The following is a 14,654-nucleotide window of genomic DNA, read 5'->3' as shown; positions in this document are numbered from 1 at the left end:
TGCGAAACGGAGGGACTTATGTGAATGTATTAGTGGTCGACGATGAAAGGGCGATTCGGGAAGGGATTAGACGAACGGTCGTAAATGCATTCCCGCAAATGGAAGTAAGCACGGCCGCTTCTGCATCGGAGGCGCTTCAGGTGCTGCAGCAGGCCCGGGTTCAAGTCGTTTTTCTCGATATCATGATGCCTGGCATGAACGGACTGGAGCTGCTTAAGCATGTCCGAGGCTCGCACGCTTATACGAAGTGGATTGTCGTGACGGCCCATTCCGAATTTGCTTACGCCCAAGAAGCGCTCCGCCTCGGAGCGCGCGATTATATATTAAAGCCGATCGGCAAGGATCAGATCATTGAAGCCATTGCGGCGCTTGAAGCTGAATATGATGTCGAGAAACGCCAGACACCGGATGCCGGTTTATTTGAGCTGAATTTAAAATATTTGCGGGAGGCTGTGTTTAGGAGATGGATCTGGGGGCTTGATATTGGGCGCTTCGATCTCACCGCCATTAAGGATGAATACGAGCATTTTCATCTGATTACGGTCAGGCTTGCAAGCAGCGTAGAGCTGACGCTTCATAATTTTATCGTCGAGAACGTCATGTCGGAATATTTGGGCTTGAGCGGCAAAGGGTTCATCTTAAGCCTTGAGGGCGACTTCCTGACGGGTGTCGTCATGCTGCGCGAAGGCCTTACCCCCGACGCATTTACGGCAGGCGCTAACGAGCATTTGACGCGCTATTTGAAGGTCGCTTATCAGTTCTATATGAGTCCGCTGCTATCGGATTTTTATGCGATTCCAAGTGAGATTCGCAAGCTCCACACCGCGGGTAACGCGCCTGAGACCGCCCCTCCGTCCGAAAATAAAAATGATGTCATCGACATCGCCCTTCAATATATTCGCAGCAACTTTAAAGAAAACTTATCGCTTGAAATCGTTGCTTCCGTCGTGTTTTTGAACCCGGTCTATTTTAGCAAGCTGTTTAAGCAAAAGACCGGCAACGGCTACAAGGAATATGTGACCCAGCTTCGGATGGAGCGGGCGAAGGAGCTGCTTGCCGCTCCGGATATGAGCGTGACGCGGGTTGGCGAGCTTGTTGGTTACCCCGATGTCCGGCATTTCACGCAGGTGTTTCGGAAATATAACGAAAGTACCCCGAGCCAGTATCGGCTGGAGAAAAAAAGCTTATAAGCAGGTTGGGAATGGCGGCGGAGAAGCTGCTTCTGCAGGTTGGCGTGTTATTTGAGCCGCATGCCTATGCCAAGAGCTTTTGCGCGCCCTACAAAATAATCCGCGATCGCCATATCGAACACCGCCATACCCATCGGGCAAAATAATACGGGCTCCGCAGCGGCGAAATCCGCCAATGCTCCGCGGCATACGGCATCGGCTAATGAGATGGTCTGTGCTTTGCTAAGTCCGCGTTCTAGATGCAGCAGCTCGATGTCGGTATTTTCGCGGCAAACTTCGTCCCAATCATCGACAACAATCGCATGGATACCGCTTATGGCCGCCGTTGTATAATCCCTCAGGGATACATCAAGCAGAAGGCTGCCCGCTGCCGGAGGGAGATCGATATAGCGCTGCTTGCTCACCGTACAAGTAATAATGAGATCACACTCGTTATATAATGTGTCCCAGCTGCTCGCGATCCGTGTGCGGCTGCGCATATCTTCGTCTATATTCGCGAGCTCAGGGCTGTCCGGCTCACATCCCCTTATATCGTAAATTTGCACATTCTCCAAGTGCTCCCCAAACAGCTGGCAGCACATGTCGTAATGAAGCCTGCCTACGGGTCCGAAGCCGATAATGCCAAGCTTAAAGCGTCTCTCTGCTCCATGCGCCTTAAGATAATGGCGGATAAGCAAGCCGCTGACCGCCGCGGTTCGGGCGGCGCTTGGCAGAGGTGTGCCAAGCATGGCATATGGAATGCCCGTATTCGCATCGTTCAGCAGCGTAACGCTGTGCGCGCGAGGCAAACCGGCGTCGATATTGCCAGGGAAGCTGGCAATCCATTTGATGCCGGCTGTCTGCACGGCGCCGCCGATGTAAGCGGGCATGGCAATGATTCGATTCGCGGCATTCCGGTAACGCAAATAAGGCTTGATCGGCTGCGCATAGTCGCCGGAATCCATAATTCGCACCGCAGCCTCTATGCTGTCCACAAGCTCTCCCCAGTGCAAGCCGATCGTGCGAATATGCCGATCTCCGAGATATAACACGGACATCATCCTTTCGGTTATCGAATGTTGAAGCTATGCGTCTGTTGTAAAGCTAAACCCTCCGAACTGCTGCGCCACCCATTCATCGCTAAATACAGTATCCATATAACGCTCTCCGCGATCATGCAAAATAACGACACAGACCGCGTCATTCGGCAGCTCGCTCTCGATCGACTTCAAGGCATGGATAACCGCGCCAGAGGAGGGGCCGGCTAAAATCGATTCCTTCGCAGCGAGCAGCCTGCAGCCGGCGACCATATCGAGATCGGCTACCAATAGGGCTTGATCCATAAATTTCGTTTGGCCAAAAGGAGGGACAATGCCAGCGCCAAGGCCCGGAAAACGCCGAGTGCCGTTCGCTCCTCCGAAAATAACGCTCCCCTTTGCATCAACCGCGACGATTTTGGTAGGAAGCTTACGATCACGCGCATAATTAGCACAGCCGAGCATCGTGCCGCAGGTGCTGACACCGCCAACTATGTAATCGACATGACCCAGCTCCTCAATCACTTCGCGCATCGTTCCCTCGGAATGGGACAAATGGTTGTTTTTATTCGCATACTGATTCGGCCAAAAGCTGCTCGGCGTGCTTGCGACAAGCTGCTGCACCCGGTTGAGCCTAGCAGGCAAAAATTCTCCCGTTTCGGCGTCCGCCTTGTCAACCAGCTCAATATGGGCGCCGTAGGCGCGCATAATACGAATGTTCTGCTGCGTTGTTTTCGGATCAATGACGCTAATGAACTTCATGCCCAGATAGGAACAGATGGCAGCGAGGCTAATGGCCATATTGCCGGAGCTGGATTCGATGATGACGGAGCCGGGTCCGATCAAGCCTTCGTCCCATGCTTCGTTAATGATGCGCGCGGCGGATCGATCCTTTGAGCTGCCTCCCGGGTTGAGCAATTCGAGCTTGCCATATACTTGAATGCCGCGGTCATTCGCAAACAGCCTCGACAGATGAATGAGCGGCGTATTCCCGATAATGGACAACAGATTTTTCCCCATAGGCTAAGCACCCCTCAAAAATACAATTTTTTTGATTTCACCGCCCCGCGCTCTAGCTGTTCGTCATCAGCTGCGCGCGTTACCGTAATGCTATCCAGCATCCGATTTTGAATCATTTGTCCGATCTCACCAACCTTATGCTCGATGGCATGCTGAATATGAACAAGCATCTCATCGCTCAATGATTTACTTTGAATATGAATGGCCAGCTTGTTGTGGCGAAGGCTTACGCGAAGCGCAGCATCGCTCACGAACTCGTGAACAACGCTTTCGATGTCGTATAAGCTAATTTTTTCTCCATGCTTCAAATCCGTGCCGATTCGCTTCGAAATACAGCTGAAGCCTTGCCTCTCGCGACCGTCAATGGCGATACTTTGGAAATCCCGGACGACGTCGTAGGTGACGTAGCGAATAGCTGGGAAGAGCGTGCGCACATAGGAGGTCAATACGAGCACGGCTTCGTTTTGCTGAAGAGGTTCAAACCGCTCATGGATTTGCTCCGCAGGCAACGCCTCGGCATGTATGCCGTCCGCAATGATATATAAGTCGTGCGAGTGTGAATAGGAGGCGATGGCGCCAATCTCAATCGAGCCGTACGTATCGAGGATGTGATGCGGCTCGATTCCGAAGCGATCCGCCATATTGGACTGCCAGTGCGGCGGCGCGATTTCGCCGACGAGAATAATTCTTTTGATGCCGTAATCCCGGGGGTTGCGTGAATGTGCGGCGATCGCATCCAAAATCGACGGCATCGTATAAAGCAGCTCTGGGCGGGTGGATGCAAGCTTAGCGATGTGCTCTTCAATGGGCAGGGCAAAGGAGATCGAATCCGCCTGCAAGCCAAGCCGATCAAAGATCAACATAGCCGTATTGGCCGCATGTCCGGTACCCATGTCCGCTAATGCTTTGTGTATTGCAGCTGGCTGCTGCTCCGCCGTGCGGGTGGCTGCCAGCCATTCCCGAAAGCAAGCGGTTTTCGCTTCGATATAGCACTCATCGTCTTCTGGCGAATAATAAATGGCCTTGCGGATGCCTGTTGATGTGCCGGAGGTTCGGTAAACGGACAAATCGGCTTCTGTTCTAGCCTCGTTGGTGAAATAATGTTTCTCCAAAATGTCTGATGTGATGAGCGGCAGCTCGGCGAGTTGGCAAGCTTGGGGATCAAGCCCCTGCTTCGCAAGAAGATCCGTGTACCACGGGTGCAGCTGGCTTATCCGTTCAATATGCTGCTCTATTCGTGTTAATGGCGACATTCGGGTTGAGCCTCCTTTATGGGACGAGCATCTCGGATGAATGCGTTAATTAAGCATATGTCACTTTTATTTGCAGGTTCTGCGCATGCCGACAGCGGCCTACATCCATTTTGCAAAAGGTTCGTATGCTAATAGGGAATAGAGTGAAGAACGGAGGGATTTGGTGAGGGGCAAGCGAGAGACGATGTTGTCAGCGAAAAAATTGAGCCGCTATATACCGGATAAGTGGGCGAAGACGGAAGTATTGAAAAATGATGCGGAGATAAAGAAACATTTGCCGCTGACGCAAATTTTGTCGGAGAGCGGTTTGCGGGAGATGCTGGGAAAATGGCGCATGGTTTACGTGAAACCAACAAGAGGATCGCGTGGACGTGGTGTCATGAGGGTGGAGGCAATCGAGGGGAAGGAAGCAGGCCGTTCGGCGCGAAGCTATGCCTATCAGCTGGGCGAGAAGAGGTTAACCTTTGGTACTTATAAGGCGATGTACCGGTCTATTCTAAGCCAGGTTAAGGGAAATGCCTACTTGGTGCAAAAGGGGATTCAGCTGCTTAAGCATAAAGGGCGCCCCTTTGACATTCGGCTTGTCGTGCAGCAGGCGCCTCGCGGTGGATGGGAAGCAACCGCCACTGTGGGCAGAGTAGCGCATCCGCGCAAAATCGTAACGAACGGCAGCGAAGGAGGGACGATATACCCTACGGCATACTTGCTGAAGAGCTATGCGGATAGGGTGAAGCTAAACGGTATGCTGAAGCAAATGGATCAGCTCGGCGTCCGCACGGCCAAGCGGCTGCATCGCAGCTATCCCGGCATCGTCGAGATTGGGCTGGATTTAGCGCTGGATCGCCAGTTGAAGCCATGGATTCTTGAGGTAAACACCGTTCCCGACCCTTGTCCGTTTGCGCTGCTGGAGGATCAATCGATGCTCCGCAAAATCGTGCGCTACGGCAAAGCATACGGTAAAACCTACCGGCTTCGCTGCAAAAAAGCGAAGCGCGGGCTGTGAAAGCAGCTCTGCAATGACGCATATGTGCTCTTATAGCAGCAAGGTAATCTGAGTTATTGGTGTGTAAGCACGTATACGTGCTTATTGAGCGAAAACGGCGTATGTGAGGCGTCTGAAAAATGTACGTAAGCACACATGTGCTCCTTCAGCGGAAAAGCAATCGGATTTACTTATTTTCAAGCAATAATACGTAATTATCGAGTCTATTCAGATTATGATTCGGTTCAAAAAATGTCCGTAAACACACATGAATGTTTGCGAAGCGATATTGGCGTAGGATGAATCACGGAACTGCTGCCGGGATGGGAGCGGCAGCAGTTAATCGGCCAGAAACAGCGATTCCATAGAAAATGCGGTACGGAAGCGGAGGCTTTCGACGGGATCACGGAGATCGCGGCCGGTGAGCCGCTCGCATTTTTCAAGGCGATAGGTGACGGTGTTGCGGTGGACAAACAGCAGCTTGGCAGTCTCCGCCAGCTGACAATGTGTCTCATAGAAGGTGCTGAGCGTCTTGAGCAGGTCGCTTCGCTCTTTCCCTTCAATGCTGAGCATATCCTTGAACGTTTCCTCGTAATACTCCCGCAGCTCCTCCTTCGGAATCATCCGCAGCAGATTGTTGAAGTTTTTGGCGCGGTATGGCTGAACGAACTGCTTCTTGCGCGCATCATAGCCGGTTTGCAGCGCTTCGACCGCTTCCTTGTAGGACAAGGGGATATCGGGCAGCTTGGATACCGGATTGCCGATACCGACGGAGATGGGAATGCCGTGAGCCTCGCTTAAGCCGCTGACCATCTGCTTCAGCTGCTCAAGAAACCTGCTCCCTTTGCCTTCCGTCAAGTCTTGGCTTGTTTGCATGGCGATGAGAAAGCAGAAATATTCGTTCTTCGTAAATAAGACAAAACGAAGATCCAGCTTCGAGAACTCGCTCTTCAGCAAATTATAATGGCGGTCGCGCTCGGAAATGAACCGGCCATCCGACTCCAGCGCGCTGGACGGGCGAAGCAAGTCAAAGGAAGTATCCCGCTTGGCAACAACGCAGATATAGACGGGATGGTTGAGCAGATCATAGTTTTTGCTGCGGTGCAGAAGCTCCTGCTCGGAGGTAATCAAGCCGTCGACAAAGTCGGAAAAAAACTCGTTTTTGTATCGCCGCGACCGTTCCTTGACGGCCTGCTTCTTCATCAGCTCCAGCCCGATTACGTTGGCGGCTTGCTCCATCGCATGTTTCGTGAGGTTGCCGTACTGCTTGCTTATATCACTCGTTAAAGCGATTAAGCAGCCTTCCAGCTGAAAGGTTACGATAGGATGCAGCTCGGCAGCCGAATATGGCGTGCCAGCGAACGGTTGCGAGGGAAGAGGGATCGTCATGGAGCTTTGCAGCGTAGGCGTGACAAGCTCTGCATGAAGCTCATTCATCAGATGATACAGCTCCTCAGTCATAGAGCTGGATCGAAAGAGCAGATCGGCTTGCTGGTTCATGAGCATGACCGGCGAATCAATCAGAATCGCCAGCGCTTCAATGACATCCTCCGTGCTTTTGCCCTGCATGATCATTTGAGAAAATTGTTTGTGCGTCGTTAACGCATAATGCAGCTCATCCGTCCGCTTCTCCAAAATGTGGCTGAGCGAGTAGTTGGAAATATCGCCAAGCGATTGCTCCAGGGAAAGCTCGATAATCGGGAATTGCAGCTGTTCTGCACGCTCGATTACATCCTTTGGCACCTCGAGCAGAAAACGTTTTGTCTTAATCGCTAGACCCGCGCATCCGACCTTAGCCATGTTAGTTACCAGTGAAAGCAGCGCCTCCGGGTTATCCTTCATCGCATATCCGGTCGTCAGGAGCAGCTCCTGCGGCTTTAAATAATGAATTATATCCGGTGCGTCCATGATGTTGACCGATTGGACGCTATTTGTCATGCCGTCGTGTCCGGCAACCACTTTTGCGTTCGCGTAAATAGGGAGAGAAATGAGCTCTTTGAGCAGCATGACAGCACCACCAGTGAGTTAATGTTATATTTTATGACATAAATATATCACTTATGCTTGTGGGTGTAAATGTATGTTTGTATAAGATATTCAATGGATTACGGTTATTTTTAGCTAATGTGCACAATGACAATGCATTCGATTCCGATTATGATGTAGCTATACATCACCGATACATGTAACGTAAACTGACAACAAAATGGATTGGGGTTGGAGAAATGAAATTAGTAGTCAGCCAAGTTGGGAAGAGCTTCGGAAGCAGGACGATTTTGAAAAATGTAGATCTCACAGTTAACTCACACGAGTTTATATGCATACTTGGCCATAGCGGATGCGGCAAATCGACGCTCTTAAATATGATTGCAGGTTATCTACTGCCTGACGACGGCGCCATAACGGTAGACGGAGAAGAAATTAAGGGACCCTCGAAATCAAGGGGAATGGTGTTTCAAGACCATGCGCTTTTTCCGTGGATGACGATTAGGGACAACATCGCTTTTGGCCCGGAGGTACAGAGGATGCCGAAAGCGCAAGCGAAGGAAACGGCGATGGAGTTTCTGAAGCTGGTGGGACTGGAGCAATACGCTTCGCACTATCCTGGCGAGCTCTCTGGCGGCATGAAGCAGCGCGTTGGCATAGCGAGGGCGCTTGCGAGCAAGCCGGATATTTTGCTCATGGATGAGCCCTTTGGCGCACTGGACGTATTGACGAGGGAGACGATGCGCGTCGAGCTGCAAAAGATATGCAGCCAATTAAAGCCAACGATCCTATTCGTAACGCACAGCATCAGTGAAGCGGTGTACTTGGCGGATCGCGTGGTCGTCATGAAGCATGGCGAGATTGCGGAAATTTTCGAGGTAGGCATCAAGCATCCGCGTTCGTCGCATTCCGCAGGCTTTGGGGAGATGATGAGCCGGATTGAACGGGTCCTAATGGATGAGGAGCATTTGGAGCTTGCTCCTGCAAAGGTGGGGTCGTAATGAATGGAGCCAAATTATCTGCGATGAAGGAAGCGGGAGCGGGTTCGACCGCACTGGGCGGAGCGACGTCCATTAACAAGCAAGCCCGCAGCAAGCGCCCGTCCGCAATCAATACGTTTTTTCAAAAATATAACATTCTCCCTTCGATCTTGTTCTTTGTGTTCTGGGAGCTGTTCTCTAGAGTGAATGAAACCGCCAAGTTCTTTAATCCAAACTTCCTTCCGGCGCCGACGGTGCTGCTGTCGGAAGGCTGGGATCTTGCCAAGACCGGCATTATTACGGACAGTCTGATCTCCAGCACGATCCGCATCGCACTCGGGTTTGTCATCGGCAGCGCGGCAGCCGTGGGGCTCGGCGTCATTATGAGCAAGTTCAAAACGGTGGAGCGCTGGTTCTCGCCGATTCTAAATCTAGTCGGGCCGATTCCGACGCTGGCGCTTCTGCCCTTGTTCATTATCTGGTTCGGAATCGGCGAGTTTCCGAAGGTGCTGCTGATTGCGTGGACTACCTTTATTCCGGTGCTGGTGTATACGCTTGACGGCTTCAAATCCGTTCCTTCGACGCTGATTCGTTCGGCGCTCAGTCTGGGGGCGTCGGAGCGGCAAATTTTCACAAGAGTGATGCTGCCTTCGGCTATACCGAATTTCCTTGTTGGCGCGCAGGTAAGTCTCGGACTCTCCTTCTCCGCTCTCATTGTCTCTGAGATGATGGGCGCAAAATCGGGGCTCGGCTACATCATCGTTGACGCAAGAAATTATTTCAAAATCTCCAATATGTTCATTGCCATCATTTTGATTGGCTTGGAATATAGCTTGTTCTCTTATCTGCTGAAGCTGGTTGAGAAGAGGGTCATGGTTTGGCGTAAAGGCGGGCTTCGAGATGCCATCGAGAAGTAGAGCCGCCTATCAAGCCTTGGAGTAACAAGCGAAACCCGCAAGGCGCAAAACCAAGTAACTACAAAGAGAAAAGTGGAGGGATTACCTATGAAGAAATCGGGAAATTGGTTCAAATCTGCAATTGTACTTACGTCGTTAACATTTGTGCTTGCTGCCTGCGGCGGCAACAATAATGCGCCAGCGGCAACGAATGGAGGAGCAGCATCGAATACGCCAGCTTCTACGGAGGCTTCCACGGCGCTTGAGACAGTGGATCTAACGCTCGTTGGCGTTCGTGACGCTCAAATTTCCTCGCAGCAAATTATTGCCGACAAGCTTGGTTATTTCAAGGAAGAAGGGCTTAACGTAACTAGCCAACTGATTGAGAGCGGCCCGGATATCGGTCCGATGGTTGCCGGAGGAAGCGCACCGGTAAGCATTCAAACGAACTTTATGGATATTATTTTAAAATCAACGGATATTCCGGTCAAAATCATTGCGCCGCTCGCTCAAATCGCCGGCACGCAAGCGGTAGTTGGTTCAAGCAAGCTTGAGCTGAAGAGCGCGAAGGATCTGGAAGGCAAAACGATCGGTATCCCGAGCGGCGCCGACGTTACGATCGCGATTAACAACATGGCCAAAGAGCTTGGCGTAGACGCCAGCAAAATCAAATACGTAAACCTTGCGCCAAGCGATGCGGTTGTCGCACTCGAGAAGGGCGATATCGATGCGCTGGCTGCATGGGAGCCGTTCATTACGAAGGCGATTCAAGGCGGCGGCAAATTCCTGTTCAGCGGAACGAAGAGCGAGCTGCCTGACAAGCAAGGAGACGTGAACTGGATGAGCGTGCATACGACGATTCAAGTAACGGATGATTTCCTTGCGAAGAACCCGAACACGCTGAAAGCAGTGCTGCGCGCTTTGAAGAAAGCGACAGACTACATCAACGACAACCGTGAGGAAGCGATCAAGACGCTGGCTCCTGAGCTGCACTTAAGCGTAGAAGAGCTTACGCAAATTATGAGCCGCAACGTGTACGCGATGGAGGTTGGCGACACCTACGTGAACGGAAGCAACGGCCCCGCTGTTGGCGAATACCTGAAGTCGGTTGGCAACATCAAGTCGATTCCGGCGGCAGCTTCCTACCATGACCTAAGCCTGTTGAAAGAAGTAGATGCAAGCTTGATCGTAACCGAGCTGAAATAGCAAACGGAAGAGCATGGCGCTACACGCCAATTAAGAAAAAAAATCGGGCCGCTGACCTCATAGTCCGCGGCCTGATTTTTTTACAAAGCTGCTGCAAAGGACAAAAATTTCATAAATGAAGCTTAACTATTTGGCTGTATGGCCTCATAAACTGCAAGCAGAGCGTTTAAGCCGAGAAAGGCGGGGAATTAGATGGTCGGACGAGATAAGCTGGATGTCATTATAAAAAATGGTACCGTCGTATTAAAAAATGAGGTTCTTGTGCTTGATATAGGCATTAAAGCGGGGAAAATCGTTCAGCTTGGCGAGGGATTGGGCGAAGAGCAGGCGGCCGAGCTTGTGGATGCGTCCGGACTGACGGTCATGCCCGGCATGATTGATGTACACGTGCATTTGAACGAGCCCGGCCTAGGCGACTGGGAGGGCTTTGAGACGGGGTCGGCAGCACTTGCGGCTGGCGGCTGCACGACTTATGTCGATATGCCGCTGAACGGGATTCCGCCTACCGTTACCGTGAGCGCGATGCAGCAGAAGCTGGCTGCCGCAAACGATCGGTCCTATGTGGATTATGCCTTATGGGGCGGATTAGTGCCGGGCAAGCTGCATGAGCTGATTCCGCTGCACGAGGCAGGCGTGGTGGGCTTTAAGGCGTTTATGTCATCGCCGGGCGATCCGAGCGAGGATGCGTTCCGCGAGGTGGACGATTATACGCTGCTTGAAGGAATGAAAATCATTGCGAGCGTGAATAAGGTGCTTGCGCTGCATGCCGAGAGTGAGCCGATTGTCGCTAAGCTCGGCCAAGCTATGCGGGCGGAAGGGCGGTTAACGCCAGCTGATTATGTTGCCTCGCGGCCTATCATCGCGGAGCTTGAGGCGATTAACCGGGCGCTCTTTTATGCGGAGCAGACGGGCTGTGCGCTTCATTTTGTCCATATTAGCAGCGAGGCAGGCGTTCAATCGATTACGGCGGCGCGCGAGCGCGGGATGAATGTGACGGTGGAAACCTGTCCGCACTATTTGGCTTTAACGGCAGCGGATCTAGATGTGAGCGGCGCGGTTGCCAAATGCTCGCCGCCGCTGAGAGATGCAGAAGAACAAGAAAAGCTGTGGAGCGCCATTGCCGATGGGCGTGTCGATATGATCTCATCGGACCACTCGCCTTGTCCGGCCTCTATGAAGGAGGCGGATAACTTCTTTGATGCATGGGGCGGCATTGCCGGCGCGCAAAGCTCGGTGGAGCTTATAGTCGGGGAGGGTCATATCAAGCGGGGCTTGCCGCTCACGCTGCTCAGCGATTTGCTTGCAGGCGGCCCGGCTCGGCGCTTTGGCTTGCAGGCTGCCAAGGGCGAAATACGAATCGGCGCGGACGCCGATCTGGTTCTGCTTGACTTGAACAAATCCTACCAATTGAAAGAGGAGCATTTGTATCAAAAGCATAAGCACAGCCCGTATATCGGCAGACAGCTTCATTGCCAAATAAAGTCCACCTATTTACGGGGACGCTTAGTATATGAGGAAGCTGCGGGACTTAGCGAGAGTAAGCATGGCAAGTGGGTTAAATAGATTTGGCTAACGGGATAGGAGGAGCAGTTATGGAGCGAAGTGCACGTGTCTCCCCGCAGGAGAAGGACCGGCTATTATCGTATTTCGAGACGCAGGTTATGCAGGTATTGAACTGGCTGGCCGCATTCAGCCCGGATGAAGAAGGCGGCATTACGCGGCTGCTTTACACCGACGGCTGGCTAGAAACACAGCAGGCGCTAGCGGAGAAAATGGCAGGATACGGACTTAAGACGGAATATGATAGTGTAGGCAACTTATTTGGAAAATTACTAGGCGAGGATTTGGATGCGCCTTCGATTATAACGGGCTCCCATATTGATACGGTAGTTCAAGGCGGTATGTATGACGGAGCCTATGGCATTGCGGCAGGGCTGCTGGCGCTGGATTATTTGCAGCGGCAGTTCGGCAAGCCGAAGCGTACGCTTGAGATCGTGTCCCTCTGCGAGGAGGAAGGCAGTCGGTTTCCGATGGCTTACTGGGGCTCGGGCAGCATCGTGGGGAAACGGAATTTTGAGCAAATCGTACATTTGCAGGATACGCAAGAGGTGTTTTTTGCGGATGCGATGCTGCGATGCGGCTTTGGCGAGGGAATGGGCAGGGATAGCCGCCGCAGCGATATTGGCGCCTTTATTGAAGTCCATATTGAGCAGGGCGCGGTACTGGAGAAGGAGGGCATTGCAATCGGAGTGGTCGAGACGATTGCGGGCCAGCGCAGAATGAAATTCGAGGTCGTCGGCGAATCGAATCATGCGGGAACGACGCCGATGCATATGCGAAGGGATGCGCTTGAAGGTGTGAGCATGATGATTCAGACGCTCCGCCAAGAGGCGATTCGGCTGGGCGAGCCGCTCGTAGCGACCGTTGGCAGGCTTCAGGTGCAGCCGAATGTGCCGAATGTCGTGCCGGGCAAGGTTATCTTTACGGTTGATGCCCGCCATGCCGATGAGCCGGCGCTGGACAGCTTTTGCCAGTGGGTAATGCGGGAATTTGCTTCCCTTGCTGACGAGCGCGGGCTTGCTATTCATGGGACGGAATGGTTTCGGGAAGAGCCGGTGCCTATGAATGACAAGCTCAAAGCGCATATGGATGACGTATGCGGCAAAATGGCGATTTCCTCGAAACGAATGGTTAGCGGAGCGGGGCATGATGCCCAAATGTTTGAGCATATTTGCCCGACTGCAATGCTGTTCGTTCCGAGCAGGCGCGGCATTTCGCATTCGCCCGAGGAGTATACGGAGCCGCGCGATCTTGCGGTTGGCGTACTCGTATTAACGGAGCTGCTTTACCGATTAGGCTATGAGGGGGAAGAGTTATGAAGGCTTATAGGGATTTATCGCCGTCGCCGCGCACCATTATGACGCCTGGTCCGGTTGAGGTTGACCCGCGGGTGCTGCGGGCGATGTCCTTTCCGATACTGGGGCAGTTTGATCCCGAATTTACGGCGCTTATGAACGAGACGATGGAGATGCTGCGGCAGCTGTTCAAGACCGATAACGAGTGGGCGTTTCCGGTGGACGGGACATCAAGGTCGGGCATAGAAGCGGTGCTCGTTGGTTTAATTGAGCCGGGAGATAAGGTGCTTGTGCCTATCTATGGGCGATTTGGCCATCTGCTTACGGAGATTGCAAGGCGCTGCGGCGCTGAGGTTGTAACGCTGGAGAAGGAATGGGGCTATACCTTCGGCACGGAGGAAATCGTTAGCGCGATTCGGGAGCATCAGCCTAAGCTCGTAGCCATTGTCCATGGCGAGACGTCGACGGGGAGAATGCAATCGCTCGAAGGAATAGGGCAAGCGTGCAGGGAAGCTGATGCGCTATTCGTAGTGGATGCCGTTGCGACGATCGGCGGTATCGAGGTGGCGACGGATCGTCTGCTTATTGATGCCGTTATCGGCGGTACGCAGAAATGCTTATCCGTACCGGCCGGAATGGCGCCTATCACCTACAACAAACGGGCGGAAGCAAAGCTGCAAAGCCGCAAAAGAATTGAAAGGGGGCTGCTGCTCGCCGATGGCGAGGATGATCCGCTGCTGCGCCCGATTCAGAGCAACTATTTGGATTTGAGCCAGCTTCAGGACTACTGGAGTCCGGCGCGGCTTAACCATCACACGGAGGCAACCTCGATGCTTTATGCGCTGCGCGAGGGATTGCGCCTAGTGTTGGAGGAAGGGCTCGAAGCGCGCTTCGCCCGGCACCGCGAGCATGAAGGCGCGCTGATTGCCGGCTTGGAGGCGATGGGGCTGCGGCTTTACGGGGATCCGTCCTGCAAAATGACCGTCGTTACCTGCATCGAAATCCCCGCAGGAATAGACGGGGAATCGGTCAGGTCGATGCTGCTTGACCATTATGGCATCGAAATCGCCAGCTCCTTCGGTCCGCTGAAGGGCAAAATATGGCGCGTCGGCACAATGGGCTATAGCTGCAGCAAACGGAACGTGCTGCTTACGCTTGGGGCGCTCGAAGCGGTGCTGCTCCGCCATGGTCACACGCTGGAAGCGGGCAAAGCGCTGCAAGCTGCGATGGATGCCTATGCGATGTAGCCACATTTTATAAAAACTTTACT

12 protein-coding genes are annotated in these 14,654 nt (G+C 52.8%); 8 read left to right on the top strand and 4 right to left on the bottom strand.

Features of this window, described 5'->3' with window-relative positions:
• Window positions 1–20: 20 nt before the first annotated feature.
• Window positions 21–1,190 (top strand): response regulator, encoded by a 1,170-nt coding sequence (locus ADU23_RS06790; RefSeq protein WP_053373052.1) that lies wholly within the window; start codon window positions 21–23, stop codon window positions 1,188–1,190.
• 47 nt (window positions 1,191–1,237) lie between these two features.
• Here the strand turns inward: ADU23_RS06790 and ADU23_RS06785 are convergent, their stop codons facing one another.
• From ADU23_RS06785 to ADU23_RS06775, 3 genes are read right to left on the bottom strand one after another with little or no spacing between them, the layout of a single operon-like run.
• On the bottom strand, window positions 1,238–2,221 hold the full coding sequence (locus ADU23_RS06785; protein ID WP_053373051.1) for an ornithine cyclodeaminase: 984 nt from the start codon (window positions 2,219–2,221) through the stop codon (window positions 1,238–1,240).
• Window positions 2,222–2,254: 33 nt separating this feature from the next.
• Complete coding sequence (gene sbnA / locus ADU23_RS06780) at window positions 2,255–3,226, bottom strand: 2,3-diaminopropionate biosynthesis protein SbnA (protein WP_053373050.1); 972 nt, start codon at window positions 3,224–3,226, stop codon at window positions 2,255–2,257.
• Window positions 3,227–3,240: 14 nt separating this feature from the next.
• On the bottom strand, window positions 3,241–4,479 hold the full coding sequence (locus tag ADU23_RS06775; RefSeq protein WP_053373049.1) for a hypothetical protein: 1,239 nt from the start codon (window positions 4,477–4,479) through the stop codon (window positions 3,241–3,243).
• 163 nt (window positions 4,480–4,642) lie between these two features.
• Between ADU23_RS06775 and ADU23_RS06770 the strand changes: the two genes are divergently transcribed.
• Window positions 4,643–5,482 carry a YheC/YheD family protein gene (locus tag ADU23_RS06770; RefSeq protein ID WP_231637329.1) on the top strand — a complete coding sequence of 280 codons (840 nt, stop codon included), beginning with the start codon at window positions 4,643–4,645 and terminating at the stop codon, window positions 5,480–5,482.
• A 318-nt stretch (window positions 5,483–5,800) separates the two neighbouring features.
• On the opposite strand, the gene ADU23_RS06765 is transcribed toward ADU23_RS06770, so the two are convergent.
• Window positions 5,801–7,468, bottom strand: a complete 1,668-nt coding sequence (locus ADU23_RS06765; RefSeq protein WP_053373048.1) for a PucR family transcriptional regulator — start codon at window positions 7,466–7,468, stop codon at window positions 5,801–5,803.
• Window positions 7,469–7,686: 218 nt separating this feature from the next.
• Between ADU23_RS06765 and ADU23_RS06760 the strand changes: the two genes are divergently transcribed.
• The 6 genes from ADU23_RS06760 (at window position 7,687) to ADU23_RS06735 (ending at window position 14,631) form a co-directional block, all read left to right on the top strand.
• Window positions 7,687–8,448, top strand: coding sequence for an ABC transporter ATP-binding protein (locus ADU23_RS06760; RefSeq protein ID WP_053373047.1), 762 nt, complete (start codon window positions 7,687–7,689; stop codon window positions 8,446–8,448).
• Entirely contained in the window at window positions 8,448–9,344 is an 897-nt protein-coding gene (locus ADU23_RS06755) for an ABC transporter permease (protein WP_082311023.1), read from the top strand. Before ADU23_RS06760 ends, ADU23_RS06755 begins: the two co-directional genes overlap by 1 nt.
• An 87-nt stretch (window positions 9,345–9,431) precedes the next feature.
• A complete protein-coding gene (locus ADU23_RS06750; protein ID WP_053373046.1) occupies window positions 9,432–10,529 on the top strand; it encodes an ABC transporter substrate-binding protein in 1,098 nt (365 codons plus the stop codon).
• Between the two features lie 192 nt (window positions 10,530–10,721).
• On the top strand, window positions 10,722–12,092 hold the full coding sequence (locus tag ADU23_RS06745; protein ID WP_053373045.1) for an allantoinase: 1,371 nt from the start codon (window positions 10,722–10,724) through the stop codon (window positions 12,090–12,092).
• A gap of 29 nt (window positions 12,093–12,121) precedes the next feature.
• The gene (gene allC / locus ADU23_RS06740) at window positions 12,122–13,408 is read left to right on the top strand and encodes an allantoate deiminase (protein ID WP_053373044.1); all 1,287 of its coding nucleotides are present in this window, start codon (window positions 12,122–12,124) and stop codon (window positions 13,406–13,408) included.
• Window positions 13,405–14,631 carry a pyridoxal-phosphate-dependent aminotransferase family protein gene (locus tag ADU23_RS06735; protein ID WP_053373043.1) on the top strand — a complete coding sequence of 409 codons (1,227 nt, stop codon included), beginning with the start codon at window positions 13,405–13,407 and terminating at the stop codon, window positions 14,629–14,631. The genes allC and ADU23_RS06735 overlap by 4 nt, the downstream gene beginning before the upstream one ends.
• The last annotated feature ends 23 nt before the right edge of the window (window positions 14,632–14,654 follow it).

The organism is Paenibacillus sp. FJAT-27812 (genome assembly GCF_001273905.1).
Lineage (GTDB): Bacteria > Bacillota > Bacilli > Paenibacillales > Paenibacillaceae > Pristimantibacillus.
The sequence above is the reverse complement of the archived record's forward strand: the minus strand, read 5'-3'. Positions and strand labels throughout refer to the sequence as shown.

Bases quoted from the DNA above. Each gene is read 5' to 3' on its own strand.
- sbnA (WP_053373050.1), bottom strand. From the start codon at position 3,226: ATGGGGAAAAATCTGTTGTCCATTATCGGGAATACGCCGCTCATTCAT.
- ADU23_RS06775 (WP_053373049.1), bottom strand. From the start codon at position 4,479: ATGTCGCCATTAACACGAATAGAGCAGCATATTGAACGGATAAGCCAG.
- ADU23_RS06765 (WP_053373048.1), bottom strand. From the start codon at position 7,468: ATGCTGCTCAAAGAGCTCATTTCTCTCCCTATTTACGCGAACGCAAAA.
- ADU23_RS06760 (WP_053373047.1), top strand. From the start codon at position 7,687: ATGAAATTAGTAGTCAGCCAAGTTGGGAAGAGCTTCGGAAGCAGGACG.
- ADU23_RS06755 (WP_082311023.1), top strand. From the start codon at position 8,448: ATGAATGGAGCCAAATTATCTGCGATGAAGGAAGCGGGAGCGGGTTCG.
- ADU23_RS06750 (WP_053373046.1), top strand. From the start codon at position 9,432: ATGAAGAAATCGGGAAATTGGTTCAAATCTGCAATTGTACTTACGTCG.
- ADU23_RS06745 (WP_053373045.1), top strand. From the start codon at position 10,722: ATGGTCGGACGAGATAAGCTGGATGTCATTATAAAAAATGGTACCGTC.
- allC (WP_053373044.1), top strand. From the start codon at position 12,122: ATGGAGCGAAGTGCACGTGTCTCCCCGCAGGAGAAGGACCGGCTATTA.
- ADU23_RS06735 (WP_053373043.1), top strand. From the start codon at position 13,405: ATGAAGGCTTATAGGGATTTATCGCCGTCGCCGCGCACCATTATGACG.